The 20,995-nt window shown below is 72.0% G+C and carries 24 protein-coding genes; 7 read left to right on the top strand and 17 right to left on the bottom strand.

The window, feature by feature from the left end; genetic code table 11:
- Position 1: 1 nt before the first annotated feature.
- From ACGFNU_RS06610 to ACGFNU_RS06590, 5 genes are all read right to left on the bottom strand, one after another.
- A complete protein-coding gene (locus ACGFNU_RS06610) occupies positions 2-745 on the bottom strand; it encodes a cytochrome c biogenesis CcdA family protein (RefSeq protein ID WP_392590777.1) in 744 nt (247 codons plus the stop codon).
- A gap of 19 nt (positions 746-764) precedes the next feature.
- A complete protein-coding gene (locus ACGFNU_RS06605) occupies positions 765-1,349 on the bottom strand; it encodes a TlpA family protein disulfide reductase (RefSeq protein WP_392590775.1) in 585 nt (194 codons plus the stop codon).
- 48 nt (positions 1,350-1,397) lie between these two features.
- Positions 1,398-2,039 carry a histidine phosphatase family protein gene (locus tag ACGFNU_RS06600; protein WP_392590773.1) on the bottom strand — a complete coding sequence of 214 codons (642 nt, stop codon included), beginning with the start codon at positions 2,037-2,039 and terminating at the stop codon, positions 1,398-1,400.
- Between the two features lie 78 nt (positions 2,040-2,117).
- Positions 2,118-3,401, bottom strand: coding sequence for a sensor histidine kinase (locus ACGFNU_RS06595; RefSeq protein ID WP_392590771.1), 1,284 nt, complete (start codon positions 3,399-3,401; stop codon positions 2,118-2,120).
- Positions 3,398-4,054 (bottom strand): response regulator transcription factor, encoded by a 657-nt coding sequence (locus ACGFNU_RS06590; protein ID WP_392590769.1) that lies wholly within the window; start codon positions 4,052-4,054, stop codon positions 3,398-3,400. Before ACGFNU_RS06590 ends, ACGFNU_RS06595 begins: the two co-directional genes overlap by 4 nt.
- 153 nt (positions 4,055-4,207) lie before the next feature.
- Here ACGFNU_RS06590 and ACGFNU_RS06585 point away from each other — a divergent pair, with 153 nt between their 5' ends.
- The 4 genes from ACGFNU_RS06585 to ACGFNU_RS06570 are packed head-to-tail and all read left to right on the top strand — an operon-like array spanning position 4,208 to position 7,813.
- Positions 4,208-4,750: a hypothetical protein gene (locus tag ACGFNU_RS06585; protein WP_392590767.1), complete on the top strand. Its 543-nt coding sequence runs from the start codon at positions 4,208-4,210 to the stop codon at positions 4,748-4,750.
- Complete coding sequence (locus tag ACGFNU_RS06580; protein WP_392590765.1) at positions 4,747-5,913, top strand: peptidoglycan-binding protein; 1,167 nt, start codon at positions 4,747-4,749, stop codon at positions 5,911-5,913. Before ACGFNU_RS06585 ends, ACGFNU_RS06580 begins: the two co-directional genes overlap by 4 nt.
- A complete protein-coding gene (locus ACGFNU_RS06575; protein WP_392590763.1) occupies positions 5,910-6,602 on the top strand; it encodes an ABC transporter ATP-binding protein in 693 nt (230 codons plus the stop codon). Before ACGFNU_RS06580 ends, ACGFNU_RS06575 begins: the two co-directional genes overlap by 4 nt.
- Positions 6,603-6,610: 8 nt before the next feature.
- Positions 6,611-7,813, top strand: a complete 1,203-nt coding sequence (locus ACGFNU_RS06570) for an ABC transporter permease (protein WP_392591028.1) — start codon at positions 6,611-6,613, stop codon at positions 7,811-7,813.
- Between the two features lie 36 nt (positions 7,814-7,849).
- Here ACGFNU_RS06570 and ACGFNU_RS06565 read toward each other — a convergent pair whose 3' ends face one another.
- The 4 genes from ACGFNU_RS06565 to ACGFNU_RS06550 form a co-directional block, all read right to left on the bottom strand.
- Positions 7,850-8,449, bottom strand: a complete 600-nt coding sequence (locus ACGFNU_RS06565) for a hypothetical protein (RefSeq protein ID WP_392590761.1) — start codon at positions 8,447-8,449, stop codon at positions 7,850-7,852.
- A 15-nt stretch (positions 8,450-8,464) separates the two neighbouring features.
- Positions 8,465-8,791 carry a hypothetical protein gene (locus ACGFNU_RS06560; protein ID WP_392590759.1) on the bottom strand — a complete coding sequence of 109 codons (327 nt, stop codon included), beginning with the start codon at positions 8,789-8,791 and terminating at the stop codon, positions 8,465-8,467.
- Positions 8,788-8,916, bottom strand: a complete 129-nt coding sequence (locus ACGFNU_RS06555; protein ID WP_392590757.1) for a hypothetical protein — start codon at positions 8,914-8,916, stop codon at positions 8,788-8,790. Before ACGFNU_RS06555 ends, ACGFNU_RS06560 begins: the two co-directional genes overlap by 4 nt.
- Before the next feature lie 62 nt (positions 8,917-8,978).
- Entirely contained in the window at positions 8,979-9,902 is a 924-nt protein-coding gene (locus ACGFNU_RS06550; RefSeq protein WP_392590755.1) for a LysR substrate-binding domain-containing protein, read from the bottom strand.
- A 72-nt stretch (positions 9,903-9,974) separates the two neighbouring features.
- Here ACGFNU_RS06550 and ACGFNU_RS06545 point away from each other — a divergent pair, with 72 nt between their 5' ends.
- Both ACGFNU_RS06545 and ACGFNU_RS06540 read left to right on the top strand, forming a co-directional pair.
- A complete protein-coding gene (locus ACGFNU_RS06545) occupies positions 9,975-10,898 on the top strand; it encodes an EamA family transporter (RefSeq protein WP_392590753.1) in 924 nt (307 codons plus the stop codon).
- A 32-nt stretch (positions 10,899-10,930) separates the two neighbouring features.
- The gene (locus ACGFNU_RS06540; protein ID WP_392590752.1) at positions 10,931-11,812 is read left to right on the top strand and encodes a dihydrodipicolinate synthase family protein; all 882 of its coding nucleotides are present in this window, start codon (positions 10,931-10,933) and stop codon (positions 11,810-11,812) included.
- Between the two features lie 3 nt (positions 11,813-11,815).
- Here ACGFNU_RS06540 and hemL read toward each other — a convergent pair whose 3' ends face one another.
- Positions 11,816-13,117 (bottom strand): glutamate-1-semialdehyde 2,1-aminomutase, encoded by a 1,302-nt coding sequence (hemL, locus tag ACGFNU_RS06535; protein WP_392590750.1) that lies wholly within the window; start codon positions 13,115-13,117, stop codon positions 11,816-11,818.
- Positions 13,118-13,265: 148 nt separating this feature from the next.
- Between hemL and ACGFNU_RS06530 the strand changes: the two genes are divergently transcribed.
- Positions 13,266-14,942: a serine/threonine-protein kinase gene (locus tag ACGFNU_RS06530; protein ID WP_392590748.1), complete on the top strand. Its 1,677-nt coding sequence runs from the start codon at positions 13,266-13,268 to the stop codon at positions 14,940-14,942.
- Positions 14,943-14,945: 3 nt separating this feature from the next.
- Here the strand turns inward: ACGFNU_RS06530 and ACGFNU_RS06525 are convergent, their stop codons facing one another.
- From ACGFNU_RS06525 to ACGFNU_RS06495, 7 genes are all read right to left on the bottom strand, one after another.
- Positions 14,946-15,590 carry a bifunctional DNA primase/polymerase gene (locus tag ACGFNU_RS06525; RefSeq protein WP_392591027.1) on the bottom strand — a complete coding sequence of 215 codons (645 nt, stop codon included), beginning with the start codon at positions 15,588-15,590 and terminating at the stop codon, positions 14,946-14,948.
- Positions 15,591-15,851: 261 nt separating this feature from the next.
- A complete protein-coding gene (locus ACGFNU_RS06520) occupies positions 15,852-16,304 on the bottom strand; it encodes a hypothetical protein (RefSeq protein WP_392590746.1) in 453 nt (150 codons plus the stop codon).
- Between the two features lie 102 nt (positions 16,305-16,406).
- On the bottom strand, positions 16,407-17,684 hold the full coding sequence (locus tag ACGFNU_RS06515) for an ABC transporter permease (RefSeq protein ID WP_392590744.1): 1,278 nt from the start codon (positions 17,682-17,684) through the stop codon (positions 16,407-16,409).
- The gene (locus tag ACGFNU_RS06510; RefSeq protein ID WP_392590743.1) at positions 17,681-18,478 is read right to left on the bottom strand and encodes an ABC transporter ATP-binding protein; all 798 of its coding nucleotides are present in this window, start codon (positions 18,476-18,478) and stop codon (positions 17,681-17,683) included. Before ACGFNU_RS06510 ends, ACGFNU_RS06515 begins: the two co-directional genes overlap by 4 nt.
- Positions 18,475-19,704, bottom strand: coding sequence for a peptidoglycan-binding protein (locus ACGFNU_RS06505; RefSeq protein ID WP_392590741.1), 1,230 nt, complete (start codon positions 19,702-19,704; stop codon positions 18,475-18,477). The genes ACGFNU_RS06510 and ACGFNU_RS06505 overlap by 4 nt, the downstream gene beginning before the upstream one ends.
- A 312-nt stretch (positions 19,705-20,016) precedes the next feature.
- Positions 20,017-20,448, bottom strand: a complete 432-nt coding sequence (locus tag ACGFNU_RS06500) for a hypothetical protein (protein WP_392590739.1) — start codon at positions 20,446-20,448, stop codon at positions 20,017-20,019.
- A 77-nt stretch (positions 20,449-20,525) separates the two neighbouring features.
- The gene (locus ACGFNU_RS06495; RefSeq protein ID WP_392590733.1) at positions 20,526-20,972 is read right to left on the bottom strand and encodes a peptidase inhibitor family I36 protein; all 447 of its coding nucleotides are present in this window, start codon (positions 20,970-20,972) and stop codon (positions 20,526-20,528) included.
- Between the last annotated feature and the right edge of the window lie 23 nt (positions 20,973-20,995).

The raw sequence follows: 20,995 nt of genomic DNA, 5'->3' as shown, positions 1-20,995 counted from the left end.
CTCAAATCACCGGTTCGAAGCCGCTGATCCACGACTTCAGCTGGATGGTCAGGTCGTCCCAGACGCCGGTCACCAGCAGCAGCCCGATCGCGACGAGCATGCCGCCGCCGATGCGCATGACCAGCCGGTAGTGGCGCTTGACCGCCCCGAAGGCCCCGAGGGCCCGCCGGTACGCCAGCGCGGTGATCACGAACGGAAGGCCGAGGCCGAGGCAGTACGCCAGCGACAGTAGCGCGCCGCGGCCCGCGCTCGCCTCGGTGATGGACAGCGCCTGGACGGCGCCGAGCGTCGGGCCGATGCACGGCGTCCACCCGACCCCGAACAGGACGCCCAGCAGCGGCGCGCCCATCAGGCCGGCGTTGGGAAGCCGCCCGGACTTCAGCGTGCGCTGGAGCCCCGGCACGAATCCCATGAACGCCAGCCCGAACACGATCGTGACGGCGCCCAGCACCCGGGTGATCGTGTCCTGGTATTCGAGCAGCCAGCGCCCGAGGCCGCCGAACAAGACCCCGTAACTCACGAAGACGAAGGTGAAGCCCGCGATGAAGAGCGCGGCCCCGGCCACCAGCCGTCCCCGCCGCTGCTCGGCCAGGTCGGCGCCGCTCATGCCGGTGACGTACGAGAGGTAACCGGGCACGAGCGGCAGCACGCACGGCGAGGCGAACGAGACCAGCCCGGCCAGGGCCGCCAAAGGCGCCGCCACCAGCAGCGAACCGCTGGTGACGGTCTCGTTGACTGCGCTCATGGCCTCGCTCCACTCGATGTCACCGCTCGGCCGCGACCTTGGCGACGAGCGGGCTCAGCTTGGAGTAGGTCGTGGCGCCGACGATGCGCGCCGCGACCCGGCCCTGCCGGTCCAGGATCAGCGTGCTGGGGATCGCGTTCGGCGGCACGTCCCGGAAGGCGAGGGTGATCTGCCCGTTCTCGTCGAAGAGGCTCGGGTAGGTGACCTTGAACTTGCGCTCGAAGGCCTTGGCGTTGTCGCGGCTGTCCTTGAAGCCGACGCCGACGAACTCCACGCCCTTGGCCTTGTTCTCCTTGTAGACCTGCTCCAGGGAGGGCGCCTCGCCCCGGCAGGGCGCGCACCACGAGGCCCAGAAGTTGACCACGGTGACCTTGCCCTTGAGGTCGGCCAGTTGGAGGGGCTTGCCCTCCAGCGTCGTCCCGGCCGCCTGCGGAGCGGCCTTGCGGTCGCCGGCCTTGATCTCCTGGGCGTTGCCGTCGCCCGCGACGAAGCGGTTGCCGCTGCCGCCGGGGGTGCCCGAGGCCGGGGATCCCGCGCAGCCCGCCAGAGCCGTGGACAGGGCGAACACGGCAACGAGCATCCCGGGGGAGGTGCGGGGGTTCAACGGACCCTCCTACAACTACAGCGTGTAGTACTCAATCTAGCGGCAGGGTCAGGCGCCCGCGACACTGGGCCCCTTGGCGATCCCGGCGGCGGGCTCGTGGTAGGAGACCTCCACCAGCCGGCTGCCCTCGAACGCCAGGGACGTGACGCTGGCCAGATCGCACTGCCGTTTGCCGGGATGGTGCCAGAGGCGCCGGTGCTCGGCCCGCAGCCGCAGGATCCACACCGGGAGCTGGTGGCTGACGCAGACGGCCTCGTGCCCGCTCGCGGTGTCGCGCGCCCGGATCACCGCGGCCTTCATCCGGTCCGCGATCTCCTTGTACGGCTCACCCCACGAGGGCCGGAACGGGTTGACGAGGTATCGCCAGTGCTCCGGCCGCTTCAGCGAGCCCGTTCCCGCCCCGAAGGTCATCCCCTCGAAGTGGTTGTCGGCCTCGATGAGCCGGTCGTCCACCGTCACCGGCAGATCGAGCGCGTCCGCCAGCGGCGCCGCCGTCTCCAGCGCGCGCTGCATCGGCGACGAGAACACCGCGGTGACGTCCCGCTCGCCGAACCACTTGGCCGCGGCCTTGGCCATGAGGACCCCGTCCTCACTCAGCCGGTATCCCGGCAGCCGCCCGTACAGCACACCCTCGGGGTTGTGCACCTCACCGTGCCGCAGCAGGTGAACGATCGTCTTATCAGCAGTCATGGCGTCGCCAGGGTACCCGCGCGCCCTTCGTGAACCCTCCCCCGACCTCACCTGACCGCAGGCGGCCGGAAGCGGCCCTCAGGTGCGGATGATCTCTACCTGCCTGTCCGGGCGGACGTCGTCGCGGGCGTCCGCCGGGCAGGCGGGGAGGGTGACGGTGACCACCAGGCCGCCGCCGGGACGGGGGCTCGCGGCTATCCGGCCAGAGTGGGCGCCGACGATGGACCGGACGATGGAGAGCCCGAGACCGGCGCCCTTGGCGGTGACCAGGCGGTCGCTGTCGAAGCGGTGGAAGGGCTCGAAGAGGGCGGGGATCTCGTAGGGCGGGACGGCGGGGCCCGAGTTGCTGACGGTCAGCTCCACCTGGCCGGCACGGGTACGGCTGCCCACCTCCACCCAGCCGCCGGGACCGGAGTTGTGCCGGATGCCGTTCTCCACGAGGTTCTGGACGAGGCGTTCCAGGAGGAGCGCGTCGCCCGAGGTGAGCGCCTCGCCGGGCTCCTCGCGGATAGTGATCTCGGCCTGGCCGGCCTCGCGGGCGGTCTGGGCGGCGACGTGCCCGACGACGTCGGCCAGGTCGACCGGGGCCCGGTCGGTGATCTCGTTCTCCGACCGCGCCAGCAGGAGCAGGCCGCCGATCAGGCGTTCGTGCCTGGAGTTGATCTCCAGGAGGGTCTCGCCGAGCTGGACGACGTCGGGCGAGGCGGCCTTGCGGTGCATGGCGACCTCGACCAGCGCGCGGCCCAGCGTGAGCGGGGTGCGCAGCTCGTGCGAGGCGTTGGCGACGAAGCGGCGCTGCCCGTCGAACGACCGGTCGAGCCGCTCGACCATGGTGTCGAAGGTGTCGGCGAGCTCCTTGACCTCGTCGTCCGGGCCGACGAGCGCGATGCGCTCGTGCAGGTTGTGGTCGGCGGCGGGCGCGTTCGCGATGCGCCGCGCGGTGTCGGTGACCTTGTTCAGCGGGGCGAGCACGCGGCCGGCGATGAGCCAGCCGAAGCCCACCGCCAGGCCGCCGACCGCCAGCAACGACAACCCGCCCTGCGTGACCAGGGAGGTCGCGGCGGCGTCGTGCAGCTTGTCCCGCTCCTCCTTGAGGTAGCGCTCCATGTCGGCGGACATGAGCCGGTCGTTCGGGCCCGGCGCGGCCGGCAGCGACCGCGTCACCGTGGTCTTCGCGCCGGACTTGTCCGTCTGCGTGAGCGCGAGATACTTCTGGCCGCCGCGCTGGGCGAGCTGCTGGTCGAACAGGACGTAGGTGACGCCGAGCAGCAGCAGCCCGGCCACGAAGAACAGGCCGCCGTAGGTCAGCGTGAGCCGGGCACGCAGGGAGACGCGGCGTCGCCGCAGGCGCTTCAACCTCATCGGATCCGGTACCCCACTCCCTTGACGGTCTCGACCACGGGCGGGTCGGCGAGCTTGCGGCGCAGCTTGAGGATGGTGAGCCGGACCGCCCCGGTGAACGGGTCGGCGTGCTCGTCCCACGCCTTCTCCAGCAGCCGTTCGGCGGAGACGACGGTCCCTTCGGCGCGGAGCAGTTCGGTCAGCACGGCGAACTCTTTGCGCGCCAGCGGAACGTAGCGTCCGTCCCGGAACACCTCCCGGCGTGCCGGATCCAGCGTGATCCCCGCACGGCGCAGCACCGGCGGCGCGGCGGGACGGGAGCGGCGGCCGAGCGCGAGGACGCGGGCGGCCAGTTCCGGGAACGCGAACGGCTTGGTCAGGTAGTCGTCCGCGCCGATGCCGAGCCCCGCGACCCTGTCGGTGACCTCCGCCGCGGCGGTCAGCATGAGGACGCGGACGGCCGACTCCGCCTCGGCGAGCTCCCGGCAGATCTCGTCCCCGTGGACGATCGGCAGGTCCCGGTCCAGCACGACGACGTCGTAGTCGTTGACCGCGACGCGTTCGAGCGCCGCCGCCCCGTCGTAGGCGAGATCGACCGCGTGGGCGTCGTCCCGCAGCCACTCGGCGATCGCGTCCGCGAGCAACCGCTCGTCCTCCACCACCAGCACCCGCATCTGTCCCGGTCCTCTCGATCCGCCTCGGGTTCATAGTGACGATCGGCCTGTTTCTTTTCTGTTAGGGCCGCGAGAAACGGAGGGGAAACGTGGGGCCGGGTTGCATGCCGGTCATTCGCCGGAACGGATCCGGCCTGATCGAGGAGAAGACACATGCGACGGCAGACGATGAGCGCGCTCGCGGCCCTCCCGCTGGCACTGGCCCTCACCCTCACCGCGTGCGGCGGCGACGAGAAGGAGCCGGGCGTCGCGAGCGTCAACAACGGCAAGCAGGCGGGCGGCACCGGCGCCCCGTCGCTCAGCCCGGGCGAGCGGGGGATCAAGTACGCCGAGTGCATGCGCAAGAACGGTGTCCCGATGGACGACCCGAAGCCGGGCGGCGGCATCCAGCTCAAGCTCGACGGGAAGACCCCGAAGTCCACGGTGGACAAGGCGCAGGAGGCCTGCCGCGAGTTCAACCCGATGCAGAACGCCGCCCCCGGCTCGGACCCCGAGGCCGAGAAGCGGAGCCTCAAGTTCGCCGAGTGCATGCGCGAGAAGGGTGTGGAGAAGTTCCCCAACCCCAAGCCGGGCCAGCGCGGCGTCTTCATCAACAAGGAAGAGGTCGGAGATGACCCCGATCTCGAGACCGCCCAGAAGGCCTGCATGTCCATCATGCAGCGCGGCGGCGGCAACGGCGGCGGGGCCGGGCAGTGACGGCTGTGGGCGAGCAGGGGGTCGACGGGCAGGCCAAGCCGGCCGCGCCTGAGGAACCACCCCCTCCGGGAGGGAGGGGGGCGGAAAAGCGGCGGCGGCGGTCCCGCAAGAAGCTCATCTCGGCCGTCGCCGTCGTCGCCGCCGGAGGCGTGGCGGTCGCGGCGGTGCTGGTCCTCGGCCGGGGCGGCGGCGACGGCGGCACGACGGCGAGCGACCTGCCGCCGAAGACCGCCAAGGTGTCCAAGCAGACGCTCAAGGACACCCAGGATGCCGACGGGCAACTCGGCTTCGGGACGACCAGCACCGCCACCAGCAGGCTGTCCGGCACGCTCACGGCCCTGCCGGACAGCGGCAGCGAGATCAGCCGGGGCAAGCCGCTCTACAAGGTCGACGACGACCCCGTCTTGCTCATGTACGGGTCGAAGCCCGCCTACCGGACCCTGCGGTCCGGCGTCGAGGGGTCGGACGTCAAGCAGCTCGAACGCAACCTGAGCGCCCTCGGCTACGACGGGTTCACGGTGGACGACGAGTACACCGGGGACACCGCCGACGCCGTACGCGAGTGGCAGGACGACAAGGGCCTGGAGGAGACGGGCGAGGTCGAGCTCGGCCGGGTCGTCTTCGCGCCCGGCAAGATCCGGGTGGAGACCGTGCACGCGGGCGAGGGCGATCCGACGCGTCCGGGCAGCAAGGTGCTCTCGTACACCGGGACCGACAAGGCCGTCACGGTGGAGCTGGAGACCGCCGACCAGCGGCTGGCCAAGAAGGGCGCGACCGTCCAGGTGACGCTGCCCGACGACACCACCGTGCCCGGCCGGATCGACAAGGTCTCCACGGTGATCCAGCCGGCGAGCCAGAACGAGGAGGCGTCGACGAAGGTCGAGGTGGTCGTGGAGCTCAAGGGCGCCAAGGCCCAGAAGGCGGCCGCGGACTACGCCATGGCCTCGGTGGACGTCACGTTCACCGCCGGGACGCGCAAGGACGTCCTCACCGTGCCGGTCGCGGCGCTGCTGGCCCTCCAGGAGGGCGGGTTCGGCGTGGAGGTCGTCAACGGCGCCACCTCGTCCTACGTCCCGGTCAAGACGGGGCTGTTCGCGGACGGCAAGGTCGAGGTCTCCGGCCAGGGGATCGCCGAGGGCACGACCGTGGGGATGCCGAAATGATCTCCCTCCGGGACGTGACCAAGCGCTACTCCGGCGGGGTGACCGCGCTCGGCGGCGTCACGCTGGAGATCGGCGCGGGCGAGCTGGCCGCGATCGTCGGCCCGTCCGGGTCGGGCAAGTCGACCATGCTCAACGTGCTCGGCACGCTCGACCGGCCCTCGTCGGGCACGGTGCACATCGACGGCTACGAGATCGGCGAGCTCTCCGACGCCAAGCTGTCGGCGCTGCGGGCGAGCCGGATCGGCTTCGTCTTCCAGCAGTTCCATCTGGCCCCGGGCACGGCGGCGCTGGACAACGTGGCGGACGGGCTTCTCTATTCGGGGCACCGCCCGGCCGCACGGCGCCGGCGCGCGGCGGCGGCGCTGGAGCGGGTCGGGCTGGGGCATCGCATGGACCACCACCCGCACGAGCTGTCGGGCGGTGAGCGGCAGCGCGTCGCCATCGCGCGGGCCGTGGCGGGCGAGCCCGCGCTGCTGCTCGCCGACGAGCCCACCGGGGCGCTCGACTCGGCCTCGGGCGCGGGGGTGATGTCGCTGCTGCGCGAGCTGCACGCGGCCGGCACCACGGTCCTGATCATCACGCACGACCGGGACATCGCGGCCGGGCTGCCCCGGCAGGTGCGGATGCGCGACGGCCTGGTGGTGGCGGACTCGGGGCAGCCCGATCTGCTCGCGGCGGGGGTGGGCTGATGGCGGCGATGGGCGCCTCCCTCAGACCGGCGCGGATGTGGCCCGGGGACGTCGTCAAGGTCGGCGCGGTGGGCCTGCGCACCCGCCCGATGCGGGCGTTCCTGTCCGCGCTCGGCATCGCCATCGGCATCGCGGCGATGGTCGCCGTCGTCGGCATCTCCTCGTCGTCGCGGGCCGACCTCGACGCGACCCTGGCGTCGCTGGGGACCAACCTGCTGAAGGTCACGCCCGGCAACACGCTGACCGGCGACGAGGCCCAGTTGCCGAACGAGGCCGAGGCGATGGTGGCCCGGATCGCGCCGGTTCAGACGGTCTCGGCGATCGGCCTGATCGACGAGGCGAAGGTCTACCGCAACAGCAAGATCGACGAGGCGGAGACGGGCGGGATCGCGACCTACGCCGCCCGGACCGGCCTGCGCGAGGCGGTCGGCGCCAAGCTGCGCGCCGGCACCTGGCTGAACGAGGCGACGAGCCGCTACCCGGCGACCGTGCTCGGCGCGACCGCCGCGGAGAAGCTCGGCGTCAGCCGGGCCGGGCCCGCCACCCAGGTGGTGATCGGCGGCGAGCTGTTCACCGTCGTCGGCATCCTCGAACCGGCCCCGCTCGCCGAGGAGCTCAACAGCGCGGCACTGGTCGGCTGGCCGGTCGCGGAGTCCGAGCTGGGCTTCGACGGGCATCCGACGACGGTCTTCACCCGTTCGGACGACGCGTCCGTCGAGGCCGTGCGGTCCGTTCTGGGCGCCACGGCCAACCCGGAGGCGCCCAACGAGGTCGAGGTGTCCCGTCCGTCCGACGCGCTCGCCGCGCGGCAGGCCGCCGACGAGGCCCTCACCGGGTTGCTACTCGGACTCGGCGCGGTGGCGCTGCTCGTGGGCGGTGTCGGGGTGGCCAACACCATGGTCATCTCGGTGCTGGAACGGCGCTCGGAGATCGGGCTCCGCCGTTCGCTCGGGGCGACGCGCGGGCAGATCCGTACCCAGTTCCTGGCGGAGTCGCTGCTGCTCTCCGCCCTGGGCGGGGCGGGCGGCGCGCTGATCGGCAGCCTGGTGACCGGCGGCTACGCCCTCTACCAGGGCTGGCCGGTCGTCATCCCCGCGTGGGCGGTGCTCGGCGGCATCGGCGCCACCCTCGCGATCGGCGCCCTGGCGGGCCTCTACCCCGCCGTTCGCGCCTCCCGGCTCTCGCCCACGGAGGCGCTCTCCGCCCCGTGAGCCACGTGATTCAGGGCCCCTCCCCCGGGCCCTGAATCACCCCTCCCAGGTGTGGCGGCCGAGGAAGGCCCGATCATCGCGGGCGTACTCGTCGAAGGCGCGCTGGACCTCGGCCAGGTCGTCCACGTGGGTCCGGTGGAGCTTTCCTTGGACGCTGTCCTTGTACTCCAGTTCGTAGCCACCGGGCTCTGGCGCGACCTGGATGAAGTGCTGGCCGAAGACGACCAGGGCCGCGAACGGATTCTGGTCGGACAGCCGTTCCAGCACGTCTCGGACGAGCCCCAGGTCGGGATCGACGACCTGAACGCCGTCGCCCGTGTGCAGTTGCATGCCCTTGTACGCCCCGGTGGGCCCGAGGTTGTGCACCAGCCCGCGATGCGGGTCGTAGCAGGTCAACCCGAACGCCTTTGCGAGCTCGTAGACCTGCGCCGACACCTCGTCTGCGCGTTCGGGCGCCATGCGCACGCGAGCGAAACGCTCACCTTCGGCGGACACCTCCACGTCCGGGAAACGCTCGGCGAACTCCTTGGCGAACGCTGCGACCGCCGGGTCGGGGGCGGCCTCCTCGAACGCCGTCGCGGCCCGGTCGCGGGCGATCGGTGCGTCCTCATGCCAAATGACCAGCTCGTACGTCACCTGGTCATGATCCCATCAGAGGTCCTGGGGCTTCCGCGCCGCCTCGACGACCTGTCCCGTCTGGTCGTACCGGACGTTCCACGTGAGGCTGCCACTGATCTTCCGGCCCGCCTTCTCCCGCGTCCTGGCCACGGCCTCGTCGAAGGCGGCCCGGCTCATCGGCGTCTTGATGATCTTGCTCTCGCCGCCCTCCGGTGCGAGCCCGTATCCGTAGAACCGCACCGCCGGAGCGAGCACGACCGGCTGAAAGTCGCCCGTGCGGATCACGTCGTACATGCCCGGCTCCAGGAACTCGACCCTCGCGGGAGCGAAGACGAGCCCGCCGGCGGCGCGGTCGTTCATGAACACGCCCTCTTGATCGCGACCGGGGCGCCGGAATCGGTGTGCCGAGCCGGCACGACCCGCCCCTGGGCGCCCTCGCCCAGGGGGCGCACCTCCTGGAAGCCGGGGATCCGCCAGCCGTCCACGAAGCAATCCTCCTCCACCGCCACATCCGGACGAACAGGAGGAAAGGTAGCTCAAATGATCATTAGTCGCCCTGGCCGGGCGCCTCGGACGCGGTGGGGGCGGCGACGCGCAGGGCGTCCATGGCGGCGCGGATGGCGGGCCGCCGGGCCGCCTCCTCCCGCCAGACCGCGTAGATGCGGCGGGAGAGGGAGGTCTTGAGCGGGACGACCCGCACCCCCTCGGGCACGTCGCAGCGGCCCAGCCGGGGCAGGATGACGTTGCCCAGCCCAGCCCCGACCAGCGTCAGCTGGGTGGCGAACTCGTAGGCCTGGTGGTCGATGCGCGGCTCGGCGTCGATCGAGCGCAGCGTGTGGGTGAGCCAGTCGCAGCAGATGCTGCCCGGCGTGGAGCTGATCCACGGGTCGCCCGCCAGCTCCTTGAGCTCCACCTCGTCGCGATCGGCCAGCGGATGACCGGCGGCCAGCGCGACGTCGGCCACGTCGTAGCAGATCGTGCCGCGCAGCAGGCCCTCGGGGATCGGCAGCGGCTCGTTGTTCCAGTCCTGGACGACCGCCATGTCGAGATCGCCGCGCACGACGCGCGGGATGCTCTGCATCGGGTCCTCCTCGGCCACGAGCACGCGGAGATCGGGATGGTCCGCGCGCAGGCCGTGCAGCGCGGCCGGCATGAGGCCGCGGATGGCCGTCGGGAAGGCCGCGACGGCGAGCTCGCCCACCACGGCGCCCCGGTGGGCCTCCAGATCGGCCTGCGCCCGTTCGACCAGGGACAGGATGCGATCGGCGTGCGTGACGAGCAGCTCGGCGGCGTCGGTCAGCCGGACGCCGCGGCCGTTGCGCTCCAGCAGCTTCTGCCCGGTCTCGCGTTCGAGCTTGGCCAGCTGCTGGGACACGGCGGACGTGGTGACGTGCAGCACATCGGCCGCGGCGCTCACCGAGCCGTACGTCGCGACGGAGTGCAGCGCGCGCAGGCGTTCCAAATCGAGCATGAAGTAACTCTAAAGCGAGCTGTCAACTAATTCTAGATTGTCCTAAAACGACTGGCCCGCCAGCATAAGTGCATGTCACCGCGCCACCTGCTGCTCGCCATCGTGATCGCCGCGATCTGGGGCTTCAACTTCGTGCCGATCAAGACCGGGCTCGACACGTTCCCCCCGCTCCTGTTCGCCTCCCTCCGCTTCGTGGTGTCGGCGGTGCCCGCGGTCTTCTTCATGCGGCGGCCGCCGGTCGCCTGGAAATGGATCGTCCTGCCCGGCCTGGCGATCGGGGTCGGCCAGTTCGGCCTGATGTTCCTCGGGATGCGGCAGGGGATGCCGGCCGGGCTGGCGTCGGTGCTGCTCCAGTCGGCGGCGCTCTTCACGACCGTGTTCGCGTTCGGCCTGCTGCGCGAGCGGCCCCGGCCGCTCACCGCGGCCGGCATGCTGATCGCCCTCTTCGGCGTGACGCTGATCGGCGTCGACTTCGGGCACGGCAGCCCGATCACCGCGTTCTTGCTGACCATCGGCGCCGCGGCCTCCTGGGGGCTCGGCAACGTCCTCATGCGGATGATGAGCCAGTCCACCGAGGAGCCCGTCGACAGCGTCGGCTTCATGGTGTGGATGTCCCTCGTCCCCCCGCTGCCGCTGCTCGCGCTCTCCCTGATCTTCGAGGGGCCGTCCGCCGACCTCGACGCGTTCAGGGACGTGCCCTGGGAGGCCTGGGCGTCCCTGGCCTACATCGCCTACCTGTCGACGCTGGTCGGCTTCGGCGCGTGGGGCTGGCTCATGCGGCGCTACGAGGCGGGCACGGTGGCGATGTACGCGCTGCTCGTCCCGCCGTTCGGCATCGCCTCCACGGTCGTGGTCCTCGGCGAGAGCGTCAGCGCCGTGCGGCTCTTCGCCGCCGCGCTCATCGTCGGCGGCGTGGCCCTCGGCAGCGTCCGCCGCCGGGTGGCCCCCGCCGCCGAGCCGCCCCTCGCCACCCCCGAGCCCGTGCTCTCCAAGTGATCCCCGCCCCTCCAGCGATCAAGGTGAGAATCATGCATGGCGTCCACGCGTCCCTGGTGACCCCGTTCACCCACTCCGGCGAGGTCGACACCAAGTCGCTCGAACGCCTCGCCCGGCACTGCCTGGAGCAGGGCGCGGCCGGGCTGGTCGCCCTCGGCACCACCGGCGAGGCCCCCCTGCTGACCGCGGCCGAGCAGCGCGCGGTCCTGGAGACCTGCCGCGCGGTGTCGATCGAGCACGGCACCCCGCTGACCGTCGGCGCGGGCACGATGGGCACCGAGACCTCCATCGAGCAGGCCCGCGAGCGCATGTGCCTGGCGGACGCCCTGCTCGTGGTGGTCCCCTACTACCTGCGGCCGTCCGACGAGGGCGTGCTCGACCACTTCGCCGCGATCGGCGCCGCCGTGGACGTGCCGCTCATCCCGTACAACATCCCGTACCGTACCGGGAAGCACCTCACGGCCGAGACCCTGCTCCGCCTGCTCGCCCTCGACTGCGTCGGCGGGATCAAGCACTGCGCCGGCGCGATCGACGCGGACACGCTGCGGCTGCTGGCGGCCAAGCCGGGCAAGGCGATCCTCGCCGGCGACGACGCGTACCTCTACCCGATGCTGCAGCTGGGCGGCGCGGGCGGGATCACCGCGTCGGCCTGCCTCGCGCCCGCCGCCTACGCGGCGATGGCCGAGGCCGTCCGCGACGGCAACCACGCCCGCGCCCTGGCCCTGCACAACGCCCTGATGCCGCTCACCGACGCCCTCTTCAGTGAGCCGTCACCCGCGGTGCTCAAGGCGGCCCTGGCCGACCGCGGCATCATCGACGAGCCCACGGTCCGGACCCCGCTGCACGCACCCGCCGCCGAGCCCGTGGCCGCCGCCCTGACCGCCTTGGCCCACCTGAAGCCCCTGGTCAGCTGACCGCTACGACGTCTCCCTGGCCTGTGCCGCCGCGCGCGCGGCATGGGGCAGGGCGTCGGTGACGCGCTCCAGGGCCTCCTCGTCGTGAGCCGCCGAGAGGAACCACACCTCGTACGAGGACGGCGGCAGGTAGACGCCGCGGTCGAGGGCCTCGTGGAAGAACGCCGCGTAGGCCTTGGAGTCCTGGCGCTGCGCGGCCGCGAAGTCGCCGACGACCTCGTCGGTGAAGAAGACCGAGAAGAGGTTGCCCGCGGTCTGGAGCCGGTGCGGGACGCCCTCCTTGGCCAGCGCGGCCGACGCCGCCTCGGCCACCAGCGCGGCCGACCAGTCGATCGCCGCGTACACCTCGTCCGTCGCGTTCCGCAGGGTGGCGAGACCCGCCGCGGTGGCCAGCGGATTTCCCGACAGCGTCCCCGCCTGGTAGACCGGACCCGCGGGCGCCAGGTGGTCCATGATGTCGGCACGGCCGCCGAAGGCGGCGGCGGGCAGCCCGCCGCCCATCACCTTGCCGAACGTGACGAGGTCACCGGGCACGCCCTCGATGCCGTACCAGCCCGACCGGGAGGCCCGAAAGCCGGTGAGGACCTCATCGATGATCAGCAGCGCGCCACTGCGCTCGCACAGCGCCTTGAGCAGCGCGTTGAAGTCCGGCAGCGGCGGGACGACGCCCATGTTGCAGGGGACGGCCTCGGTGATCACACAGGCGATCTCGTGCCCGTGTTCGGCGAACGCCTCCTCGATCGCGGTGACGTCGTTGTACGGCAGCACGATCGTGTCGGCCGTCGTGGCGCCGGTCACCCCCGGGGTGTCGGGCAGCCCGAGCGTGGCGACGCCCGAGCCGGCCGCGGCCAGCAGGGAGTCGACATGCCCGTGGTAGCACCCGGCGAACTTCACGATCTTGGAGCGGCCGGTGAATCCCCGCGCCAGCCGGATCGCCGACATCGTCGCCTCGGTGCCCGAGTTGACCAGCCGGACCTTCTCGACCGGCGCCCGGGCCACCATCTCCTCGGCCAGCTCCACCTCGCCTGGAGTCGGGGCGCCATAGGAGGTGCCGAGCGCGGCCGCCCGCTGGACCGCCTCGACGACGGCGGGATGCGCGTGCCCGAGGATCATCGGGCCCCACGAGCAGATGAGATCGACGTAGTCGTTCCCGTCGGCGTCGGTGAGGTAGGGCCCCCTCGCCGACGTCATGAACCGCGGTGTCCCGCCCACCGCCCGGAAGGCCCGCACCGGCGAGTTCACCCCGCCGGGGACCACCTGATTCGCACGATCGAAAAGCCGTTCGGAGTCTTCGATGCCAGTCACACGCCCAGTCTCTCAGTTCCAGTTTGGCGACAGCCCTTGACCTCGGCCGTAACCGGCCGATATTCCACCAAGTACACCGGCGTCGCGGCTGCTACCCGACGCCTCATTCGTAGCGGCGCCGGCCGTATCGGAGGGATGGGCTCTCAACGTGGTTGACGGCTGGACTGTCCCGGGCTTCACGCACGTCCGGGACCTGGGGAGCGGCGCGTCGGGTCGAGTCGTGCTGGCCGTCGACGACCTCACCCAGACCAAGGTCGCCATCAAGTATCTCGATCGGCGGCTCCGGGGGGACGAGGAGTTCCTGGCGGCCTTCCGGGCGGCCGCGCGGCGGTTGTCCCAGCTGGAGGACCCCAACGTCGTCGACTTCTATGACTTCGTGGAGACCCCCGAGGGGGCCGCGGTCGTCATGGAACGCGTCAACGGGGTCAGCATGCGGTGGATGCTCGCCGCGCAGGGCCCGACCGGCCCGCTGGCCGCGCTGGCGATGCTGGGCGGCATCCTGGCCGGCCTGGCCGCCGGGCACGAGCGGGAGGTCGTCCACGGCGCGGTGCGGCCGGGCAACGTCCTCGTGGACGGCGAGGGCAACGGGCGGCTGACCGACTTCGGGCTCGCGCCCGAGGCGTCGGCCGCGCAGTCCGGTCCCGCGTACGCGGCGCCCGAGTTGTGGGACGGGCAGGCGCCGAGCGTCGCCACGGACCTCTACGCCGCCACGGCGATCTTCTTCGAGTGCCTGACCGGGCGGCCCCCGTTCAGCGCCCGCAGCCAGTCCGGGCTGGCCAAGGCCCACCGCGAGGCCGCCATCCCGGTGGAGGAGGTGCCCGGTCCGCTGCGCGACCTGATCGCGCGGGGCCTGGCGAAGGACCCCGACGAACGGCCCAAGACGGCCGCCGACATGCTCGGCGCGGTCGAGGAGGCCGCGGTCGCCGCGTACGGCCTCGCCTGGGAGGCGCAGGGCCGCAGCCGGCTGACGGAGCTGGCCGCGCAGACCGCCGAGCGCCCGGAGCCCAAGCCGTCGCGGATCACCACGCCCCGCGGCAACCCGATCTCGCCGCCCTCCGTCCGGGGGTCCCGGTCCCGGCTGGTCGCCGCCCTGGTGGCGGCCGTGGTCATCGTCGGCGGCGTGCTGGGCGCCGCGGTGCTGTACGACGGCGGCGGTGACGACGACGCGCGGCCCGAGCCGTCCCCCGCGGGCAGCGGCACGCCCTCCCCCGCCTCCGCCGGCACCGCGCTGGCCACCAGCCTGGCCGACAAGGTGAGCAAGGCGACCGCCCAGGCGCCGAACGCCTCGTTCGTCTTCCGGCGCAGCGGCTGCTGCGGCGGCCCGGCGTGGGCGCAGGGCTCGTTCGCGACGGTCTCGGGCGCGGCTCCCTCGTACACGATGACCGTCACCGGCGGCGCGAAGGCGCTGCGCAAGCGCACGCGGGCCGTGCTGGTGGGCGACGCGGCCTACGTCCAGGCCGGAAAGCGGTGGCAGAACACCTCGCTCGCGGGCGGCGGGCGCGGGTACGCGGCCCTCGCCGGCCAGGTGCGGGCGGGGTCGGCGGCCGACAACGTCGCGGTGCTGCTGCGGGCCAGCACCAGCCTGAACCAGTCGGGCGGGATCTACCGCGGCACGGTGCCGGTCAGCGCGCTGGGCGGCAGCGCCGAGCTCACCCGGCTGGCCTCGGCCGCCAAGGCCGAGCAGCTGTCGTTCTCGCTGCGGCTCGACCGGGCCGGGCTGCCGGTGCAGATCCGGATCAGGCTGGGCCAGGGCGGGCGCACGCAGTCGCTGCAGACGTCCTATTCGAGGTGGGGCAAGACGGGATCGATCAGTGCCCCGCGCTGATCGCTACCCGGCGGCCTCACAGCTGTCGGAGAGGACTTCCAGGAGCCGGAGGGGGTCGGGCAGCGGGCCGCCGTCCGGCGTCCTGATCCAGGTGATCTCACGGCCGTACGGGAGCATCGACGGCGGGGCGACCACGTAGCTGTCGCGGCAGTGCCAGCGCATGCCCGGCGTCTCGGCGACGGTCTCGGGCGAGCAGTCGAGATGGCACGACCACCACTCGTCCTCGTCGTCGGGGGCGCCGCGGGTGGCCACGAAGAACAGGTGCCGGTCGTCGCCCACCGCCGCGACCGGGCCCACCCGCAGCCCGTCCCTGGCGATCCGTTCGAGGGCGTCGGCGCCGGCGGCGGCCGGTACGTCGAAGACGTCGAACACCCGCCCGGTGGGCAGGATGATGTTGGCCTCGGGACGCTCGGACCACCAGCGTCTCAGCACCGCCGGGTCGGTCGAGGCCTGGATCGCCCAGGCGGCCGACACGGGGTGGGCGCCGGGGTCGGGACATCCCATCCGGTCGCACGAACACGCTCGGTCACCGTCGATCGGAGAATGCGCCCCCAGGCTGGAAGGCCATCCGAGTTCGGCGTACTCGAGCGCCGCCGCGGCCATCCGGCTCCGCGCCCTTTGCCGTTTTCCCCCCGAGACCGCCAGCATCATCGCGCCCCCCGTGTTCCCCTGGTCGAACGTGGCTCCTTCCTAACGATGATGCAGGTAACGCTGAGGGCCGGACACGCCAACCCCCTGGAAACGACCCTAAGTGACTAGACCCACGTGATCACCAGCAAAGAATCACATCACCAGGCCGTGACCTCGTGATCGCCTGACGTGACCGCCCTCACAGAGACTCCGTCGGACCGAAAGGGAGAACGCCCGTCACATACCGTGACGGGCGTTCTGGCGCGAACGAAGGAACACTCAGCCCGTGTAGGGACCGGTGTGCGAGCTCAGCTTGTCGTTCACGTTGCCCGTCTCGCTGCCCCACCAGTCGGACGAGGCCAGGTCGCTGTCCCAGGTCGACCCGTCGATGTAGTAGATGGGACCTTCCTGGTTGACGTACCGATGCACGAGGTAGTCGGCCCAGTGCCGGTTGTTGAACGACGAGATCGTGTTGTTGAGGGCGACCCTGCCGCTGGCGTAGTCGTAGTAGTCGTTCGTGTAGTTCTTGTCCTCGCCGGAGAAGGCCCGCGATCCGCCGCCGTAGTCCTTGTTCCGGTAGTAGCAGACCTCCAGGTAGTCGAAGGCCGGGTCGCCGCACTTGTGGGAGGCGGAGGCCGGCGCGGCCAACGCCACCATGGACCCGGCCACCGCCACGCCCACCATGGCGACCTTGACGGCGGTGCCGCCGAGGGCGTTCCGATACGACCGCATGTGCACACTCCTTGTCGTGATCATCGTGATCATCTGGTTGTTCCGCTTCGGTCGCCCACCGGTCGGCGGGCGCCGGTCAGGGGGTCGGCTGGGGTCGGCGCCTCAGCGGCGCAGGGCTTCGATGGGCTCGATGCGGCTCGCCCGCCAGGCGGGATAGAGGCCGGCGAGCAGGCCGGTGACCGCGCCGACGGCCGGGGCGGGCAGGACGGCGAGGGGTTCGAGGATCGGGGTCCAGTCCTTGCTGATCGCGACGCCCACCACGGCCGCCACGCCGAGGCTCGTGCCGACCAGCCCGCCGAGCAGGCCGAGGGCGGCGGACTCGGTGAGGAACTGCGCGGCGATGTGCCGGCCGCGCGCGCCCAGGGAACGGCGCAGCCCGATCTCGCCGGTGCGTTCGAGCACCGCGACCAGGGTGGTGTTGGCGATGCCCACCGCCCCGATGACCAGGCAGATCCCGGCCAGGGCGAGGAAGAGGGTGCCGAGGTCGGTGTCGACCTGCTCCTTGAGCTGCTTGGGATCCGGCGGCACCGTGACCTTGAAGCGCTCGGGCTGGTCCGGCCGGATCGCCAGGGCGGCCTGCCGGCCGATCAGCGGCGCCGCCCCGAGCCGGGTCTCCACCAGCACCTTCGGCGGCTCCCCCTCCAGGCCGCCGGGAACGCCCCACAGGTCGGTGGCGGTCACCGAGGGCACCAGGACCGACAGCAACGTGGCCGACTGCCGGTCGACCTCGTCGATGATCCCGATCACGGTCAGCGGGGTGGAGCCGATGAAGATCGCCGGCTGGGCGTCCAGCCGCGTGATCCCCAGCCGGGCCGCCGCCGCACGGCCCAGCAGGCACACCCGCTGCCCGGTCCGCTGGTGGAAGGAGTCGAAGAGCCGCCCGCTGCCGGCCCGGGCGTGCACGGCGTCCAGATAACCCGGTGACACGGCGGTCACCGCGAGCGGCTCGCCCTGGCCCGCCCCGATCGACGGCGGGCGCGCCGAGACGAGGACGCCGGACTCGCTGCCCTCGGCCCCGGGGATGGTCGGCCGCCAGAACAGGCCGGCGGCCCGCACTCCGTTCAGCGAGGTGAGCCGCCGCTCGGTGTCGGCGGGGAAGGCGAAGTCAGCGGTGGCACGGTCTTCGGGCGCGTCCTCCACGGTGACCTCGGTGGCGGCCAGCGCGGTGAAGCGCTTGGAGATCTGGCCGCTGGCGGTGGCGGTCAGGCCGAGCACGGCGACGAACGCGGCCACGCCGAGCAGGGTCCCGAGGACGGTCAGCGCGGCCCGGGCCGGACGCGCCAGCATCGCCGCGGTGGCCTCGTCCAGGGCGTCCCGCACCGCGAACCGCGTCTGCTTGACCGGCGCGACCCCGCCCCGGCCTCTCCTCGGACGTCTCATTGGACGTCCTGGAGGGTCGCGTCCTGGAGTGTCGCGTGCTGGAGGGGCCGCACGTCCTGGAGGGTCTGGACGGCCTCGGCGGTCAGCGTCGCCGGGTCCGTCTCCCGGAGCACGCCGTCGCGGATCACCACCGCGCGCTCGCCGCGCGCCGCCACCCCGGGGTCGTGGGTGACCACCAGGACGGTGAAGCCGTCCGCGTGCAGCTCGTCGATGAGGGCCAGCACGGTCCCGGCGGTGGTCGTGTCGAGGTTGCCGGTCGGCTCGTCGCACAGCAGCAGGCTCGGCCGGTTGACCAGGGCGCGCGCGATCGCGACCCGCTGCCGTTCCCCGCCCGACAGCCGCCCGGTCGGCGCGTGCGCGCGGTGCCCGAGGCCGACCCGTTCGAGCGTCTCCAGCGCGCGGACGCGGCGCTCCTTGCGCCGGGTGCCGGTGTAGAGGAGGGACAGCATCACGTTCTCCACCGAGCTGCGGTGCGGCAGCAGATGGAAGGACTGGAAGACGAACCCGATCCGGCGGCCGCGCAGCGCCGTCCGGTCCCGTTCGTTCAGCGTGGCGGTGTCGATGCCGTCCAGCCGGTAGACGCCCTCGCTCGGCCGGTCCAGCAGCCCCGCGACGTTCAGGAACGTCGACTTCCCGGACCCGGACGGGCCGACCACGGTCACGTACTCGCCGCGCCGGATCACCAGCTCGGCGGGCCGCAGCGCGGGCACCGGCGGCGGGCCCGGATACGTCCGGCCGACCCCGGCGAACTCGATCACCGGCGCCCGCTCGCTCACCGGCGCCTCGTCGCTCACTTTCCGACCACCACGCGGTCGCCCTCGGCCAGGCCGTCCCCGCGCACCTCGACGAAGCCACCGCCCGTCGCGCCGGTGGTGACGGCGATCCGCTCCTGGGCGCCGCCCGACGCGAGCTTGATCACCTGGGTGGACCCGTCGGCCGCCCCGTAGACCGCCGAGGCGGGCACGACCAGCACCGGACCGCCGGTGGACGCCGCCTCGATCGTCAGCCGCACGTCCTGCCCGGCGAACCGCTCCGGCAGCTGGGACACCCCGGCCACCTTGACCGGATGCCCCGCGCCCTCGGTGCCGCCGTCGGCGGTGAACGCCCCGATGCTCCGCACCCGCCCCCGCGCGGACCGCCCGGACTCCTCCGAGAAGATCGTCACGTCCATGCCGGGCTTCACGAGCTTGCGGTCCGGCGCCGTCAGCATGCCCTTGACCTCCAGCTCGCCCGCGGCCAGCTTGAGGATCGTGCCGGTCACCTGGGCGCCCAGCGTCGCCTTCACCTCGGTCGCCCGCGCGGGGAACCGCGGAACGTAGACGACCTCACCGGCCTTCAGGTAGACGCTCGGCTTGGCCTTGGCCCGAGTTCGGGTCGCGGACCCGGCACCCTCGCCGGCCGCACCACCCTCGGGCTCACCGCCCTCCGAGTCGTCGCCCTCCGGCTCACCGGTCGTCGCGCCCGGCGCGGCCGGAGCCTCGTACCCGCGGTCCTCGTACAGCTTGCGGACGGCCGCCTGCGTGCCCGCGCCGTAGGTTCCGGCGGTGTCGCCCACGGAGTAGCCTATGCCGCGCAACGCTCGTTGCAGCTGCTTCACGTCCGGCCCCTTGCCGCCCGGCCGGATGTCCCGGTACGCGGGAATGGCTCCGGTCAGGGCGATCACGGGACGTCCCGAGACCTCGGCGACGACCGCGCCCGCCTTGATCCGCTGCCCCTTCTTCACCGTGGTCCGGGTGATCACGGACCTGCCCTCGGCCGCCGCGGCGGGGGTCACCTCGATCGTCCGGCCCGGCGCCACCGTGCCGCGCAGGATCACCGACTCCTTCAGCACGCGGCGTTCCACCGGCGCGGAGATCACCGAGGCCCGGGGCGGACCCGCGTCCGCCGCCACCTGCTGCGGCGACTTGATCAGGGTCGAGACGCCCAGGCTGGCGACCGACGCCAGCACCGAGGCCGCGACGATGCTGAGCAGGAAGCGCCGGCGGGACCGCAGCGGCGCCTCCTCAGCGGAGGACGACATCGGCGGCCCGGCTCTCAGGGCACCGGAGGAACGGGGTCATGGGCTTCCCTCTCGCTGGAGAACGGGACCGGGGAGGTCCGCCCGCGGACGCCTCAGCGCGTTCGGCGGCGCGCCCGCGAGCGGTACCCAGGGGGGTGGTGGCGGGCACTGTCGGGGGGTAGCGCCGGCCACCTTTGGGGGTGCGCCACCAGGCAATCGGTGGCGCGAGATGCCCGCCACAGTGGGCGGCATAACTTGAAGCCTCTTTAACACTTCGCCCCGGTGCGCGACCGGCCCGTCACCCACCGGTAGCGCGCCCCCGGAACTCCCGGGTCAGTTCCAGACGACGTGGGAACTGATGGTGTTGTCCATGTCGATGCCGTCGTACCAGAGCTTGTCCCTCAGGTCGGACGCGGCCGACATCGGATACAGCGACTTCGTGCAGAAGGCCTGGTTGACGCGCTGGCAGATCCGGTAGGAATTCGTGATGTGGTAGTTCACGTAGGATGAGATCGTGTCGTTGAGGGACTTCGTCGGCGACAGATTGTCGTAATAGTCGTTCGCGTAGGTGGCGTCCTCATTCGTGAAGGCGCGGGACCCACCCGTGTAACCCGCCAGCCGCCAGTAGCAGATCTCCTGCTCCCTGTCGCACTTGTGCGAGGCGGACGCGGGCGGGGCGGCGACGAGAACGGCGCCGATGGCCAGCGCGCCGAGCACCGCTCCCCTCGTGACCTTCGCGGTGACACCGGCCGTGAATCGGGGCATGCTCATACTCCATCCGTCGAGAATCGGTCGCCGTCCTGGCCCGGATCGGTTCGGGCCGGTTCGGAATCGGTTCGGAATCAGCTCGGGAACCACACGTGCGAGCTGAACGTGTCGTTCATCTCGCAGCACGGGGCCCAGAAATTGTTGGTCAGATCGCCGTCCATCGTGAGCGAGAGAATTCCCTTGGTGCAGCCCTCCTGCCCGACGTAGCGGCATTCGGTGTAACCACGGTCCCAGTGCCGGTTGATGTACGAGGAAATGGTGTTGTTGAGCGAGACGCTCGTCCCGGTGTACTTGTCATTGGCGTACGTGGTGTCGTTCTCGGTGAAGGCCCGGCTGGCACCGCCGTAACCGGCGTTCCGGTAAAAGCAGATCTCGTCGTGCACGTAGTCGTCGCAGGCGTGCGACGCCGAGGCGGCCGGCGCGAGGGTGAGAACTCCTCCCGCCGCGGTCATGGTGAGGGCGGCCACCGCGGCGGTCTTGGCCGCCGCGCCCGCCAGCCGGCTCGAAAGTCTCTGGATCACGTTGCCCCTCCTGGAATGGGCCC

This window comes from Spirillospora sp. NPDC048911 (assembly GCF_043198015.1).
GTDB lineage: Bacteria > Actinomycetota > Actinomycetes > Streptosporangiales > Streptosporangiaceae > Spirillospora.
The sequence above is the reverse complement of the archived record's forward strand: the minus strand, read 5'-3'. Positions and strand labels throughout refer to the sequence as shown.

Bases quoted from the DNA above. Each gene is read 5' to 3' on its own strand.
- ACGFNU_RS06590 (WP_392590769.1), bottom strand. From the start codon at position 4,054: ATGCGGGTGCTGGTGGTGGAGGACGAGCGGTTGCTCGCGGACGCGATC.
- ACGFNU_RS06550 (WP_392590755.1), bottom strand. From the start codon at position 9,902: ATGCTCGATTTGGAACGCCTGCGCGCGCTGCACTCCGTCGCGACGTAC.
- ACGFNU_RS06545 (WP_392590753.1), top strand. From the start codon at position 9,975: ATGTCACCGCGCCACCTGCTGCTCGCCATCGTGATCGCCGCGATCTGG.
- ACGFNU_RS06595 (WP_392590771.1), bottom strand. From the start codon at position 3,401: ATGAGGTTGAAGCGCCTGCGGCGACGCCGCGTCTCCCTGCGTGCCCGG.
- ACGFNU_RS06600 (WP_392590773.1), bottom strand. From the start codon at position 2,039: ATGACTGCTGATAAGACGATCGTTCACCTGCTGCGGCACGGTGAGGTG.
- ACGFNU_RS06575 (WP_392590763.1), top strand. From the start codon at position 5,910: ATGATCTCCCTCCGGGACGTGACCAAGCGCTACTCCGGCGGGGTGACC.
- ACGFNU_RS06525 (WP_392591027.1), bottom strand. From the start codon at position 15,590: ATGCTGGCGGTCTCGGGGGGAAAACGGCAAAGGGCGCGGAGCCGGATG.
- ACGFNU_RS06540 (WP_392590752.1), top strand. From the start codon at position 10,931: ATGCATGGCGTCCACGCGTCCCTGGTGACCCCGTTCACCCACTCCGGC.
- ACGFNU_RS06515 (WP_392590744.1), bottom strand. From the start codon at position 17,684: ATGAGACGTCCGAGGAGAGGCCGGGGCGGGGTCGCGCCGGTCAAGCAG.
- ACGFNU_RS06560 (WP_392590759.1), bottom strand. From the start codon at position 8,791: ATGAACGACCGCGCCGCCGGCGGGCTCGTCTTCGCTCCCGCGAGGGTC.
- ACGFNU_RS06610 (WP_392590777.1), bottom strand. From the start codon at position 745: ATGAGCGCAGTCAACGAGACCGTCACCAGCGGTTCGCTGCTGGTGGCG.
- ACGFNU_RS06500 (WP_392590739.1), bottom strand. From the start codon at position 20,448: ATGCCCCGATTCACGGCCGGTGTCACCGCGAAGGTCACGAGGGGAGCG.
- ACGFNU_RS06520 (WP_392590746.1), bottom strand. From the start codon at position 16,304: ATGCGGTCGTATCGGAACGCCCTCGGCGGCACCGCCGTCAAGGTCGCC.
- ACGFNU_RS06585 (WP_392590767.1), top strand. From the start codon at position 4,208: ATGCGACGGCAGACGATGAGCGCGCTCGCGGCCCTCCCGCTGGCACTG.
- ACGFNU_RS06570 (WP_392591028.1), top strand. From the start codon at position 6,611: ATGGGCGCCTCCCTCAGACCGGCGCGGATGTGGCCCGGGGACGTCGTC.
- ACGFNU_RS06505 (WP_392590741.1), bottom strand. From the start codon at position 19,704: ATGTCGTCCTCCGCTGAGGAGGCGCCGCTGCGGTCCCGCCGGCGCTTC.